A 2,282-nucleotide genomic window follows, 5' to 3' on the forward strand; every position below is an offset into this window, starting at 1 on the left:
TGTACCGGCTCAACACCGGGGTCAGCTTCATCCCGCCCTGGGGAGCACCAATTACCGCAATGCCCGAATACCAAGAAGCAGTAGCCAGACTCAACGCTGAACAAGCAGGACAGCCACCAGACCCACCACCCGACAACAGTTAATGTCCCAGACATCGAGAGGACAACGCCAACCACCGATCCCGCCAACCGAAAGATGGTTGACGGGCACATCGGTGATCCCCGCAAACCGCAGCATGGTGCGCGGGGAAATCGGGGATCCTGGTCGCGATTCGCCTGCCGTTGGATGCAGTAGGAGCAACGGGACGCTTAGCCCTTAAAGAGCGACGCGGATTCTAAGGATCGTGGAAACACCTGACCTTGATTGGTGGTGTTTGTGGTGTCGAGTCGTTGGGATCCTTCGCCGGATGTGGTGGAGCGGCTATGTTGCTTGGTTTCAGGTGGTCGTAGTGTGCGTAGTGCGGCGTTGGAACTGGGGCTTAGCTTGAGTGTTGCGTATCGGCTGGCTCGTGAGCATCAACTTCCTGTGCGCGTTCATAAGTCGACTTCTGCTTCGGCTACAGAAAGCATTGAAGCGCTATGGAAGCAAGGTGTGAAGCCGTCAGATATTTCAACGCGACTTAATGTAGGAACCAGCGTTGTCTACCGCATTGGTATTGAGCTTGGTTTGTGGCAGCGCAATCCGCATGGCCGTCGGGCTAGTGCCACCTCGCGTCGGTGCGAGTATTTGATGCTGCGTTCTGGTGCGATGAGCCGAAAAGACGCAGCAAAAGCCGTCGGTATTAATCCACGCGAAGCTCTGGACATCGATAAAGGAGTAACCAAGCTCAATGGTGTCGGGCGTGTGCCGTTTGTTCCCGATGGGCCAGACACTGAGCTTTATAAAAGACTTATGCAGGTCTTGCCTTATGTTGACGGCCGCCAAGCAGTACCCGTCGAAGTTCTCCCACAGCACGCGATAGACAAACGCATTAGTTCTCGATATTTATCCGTCGAGGAACGTGAACTTATCGCCGACTTGAACCGTCAAGGCCTAGGCGTGCGTGCTATTGCCCGGCGTTTGGGGCGCTCACCGGGAACAATAAGCAAGGAAATGACACGCAACCGTGATGAATTTGGGTTGTATCTGCCGCATGCAGCTCATCGGAAGTCCGTGCTGCGCAGATTCCGGCCTAAGCCACGCAAACTGGACACACATGCAGCATTGCGTGATGTGGTGTGGGCGATGTTGAAGAAGCGATACTCACCGGTGCAGATTTCTAGAAGGTTGCGTCTGGACTTCCCTGACGATGACACTATGAGGGTGTGTCCTGAAACCATCTATATGTCGTTGTTCTTCCAAGCTAAAGGCGAGCTGAAGAAAGAAATCGCCGCATGTCTGCGCCAAGGCCGTGCTGTGAGAAAGCCACGCAACCAGCGCATTGCCCGCCAGCGATTTAGCGACCCCATGGTAATGATTTCCGAACGCCCAGCAACGGTTAATGACCGCGCTGTTCCAGGACATTGGGAAGGCGACCTGATTTTGGGCAAGGGAAACAAATCAGCTATCGGCACACTTGTAGAACGCAGCACCAGATACGTCATGCTGCTGCATCTGCCCAACGGGCATGGCGCTGTGGAAGTGCGCAACGCGCTCGTCGAGACTATCCAACAGCTACCAGCACACCTTCGTGGCTCGCTGACCTGGGATCAAGGAAGCGAAATGGCTGGCCATAGGTCATTTACCATTGCCACCGATTGTCCGGTGTACTTCTGTGATCCAGCATCACCCTGGCAGAGAGGAAGCAACGAAAACACCAACGGACTTCTGCGCCAGTATTTCCCCAAAGGCACTGACTTATCCGTCCACACCAAAGAAGACCTCGGGGCCTGCCCCCCGGAAAGTAGACACGTCGGGGGTTAGCTATGCTGCTTGGGTCAGTGTAGCTGATGTGAGTGCTTCGTAGTCATCGGGGGCTAGAAGATTGCACCAGGAGTGTCGTCTACGGGTGTTGTAGCGCATGCACCATCGGAAGACTTCTTGGCGGCAGCTGATGGGATTGTCAAAGACTTTCCCATCTCGCAGAACTTCACGCTTTAGGGTGGCGTTAAATGATTCTGCCAGGGCATTATCGGCACTCGTTCCCACTGCTCCCATGGATTGGCGTACACCAAGCTTGGCGCAGTGGTCCCTAAATGCCTGTGAGGTGTACACACTGCCGTGATCGGAATGGAAAATTGCCCCTTTAAGGCTTCCTCGGACTTTTCTGGCATGAGATAAAGCTTCGATAACCAGCGATACCC

The 2,282-nt window shown here is 54.6% G+C and carries 2 protein-coding genes; one reads left to right on the top strand and one right to left on the bottom strand.

Annotated elements, in window-relative coordinates; translation table 11 throughout:
- The first annotated feature begins 450 nt into the window (after nt 1–450).
- Entirely contained in the window at nt 451–1,902 is a 1,452-nt protein-coding gene (locus tag HMPREF2760_RS13225; RefSeq protein ID WP_371440630.1) for an IS30 family transposase, read from the top strand.
- Here the strand turns inward: HMPREF2760_RS13225 and HMPREF2760_RS12580 are convergent.
- The coding region (locus HMPREF2760_RS12580; RefSeq protein ID WP_148138852.1) for an integrase core domain-containing protein at nt 1,903–2,282 on the bottom strand (380 nt) is incomplete at its 5' end. It abuts the gene before it with no gap.

It is taken from the genome of Corynebacterium sp. HMSC065D07 (assembly GCF_001810695.1).
Taxonomy (GTDB): Bacteria; Actinomycetota; Actinomycetes; order Mycobacteriales; family Mycobacteriaceae; genus Corynebacterium; species Corynebacterium hesseae.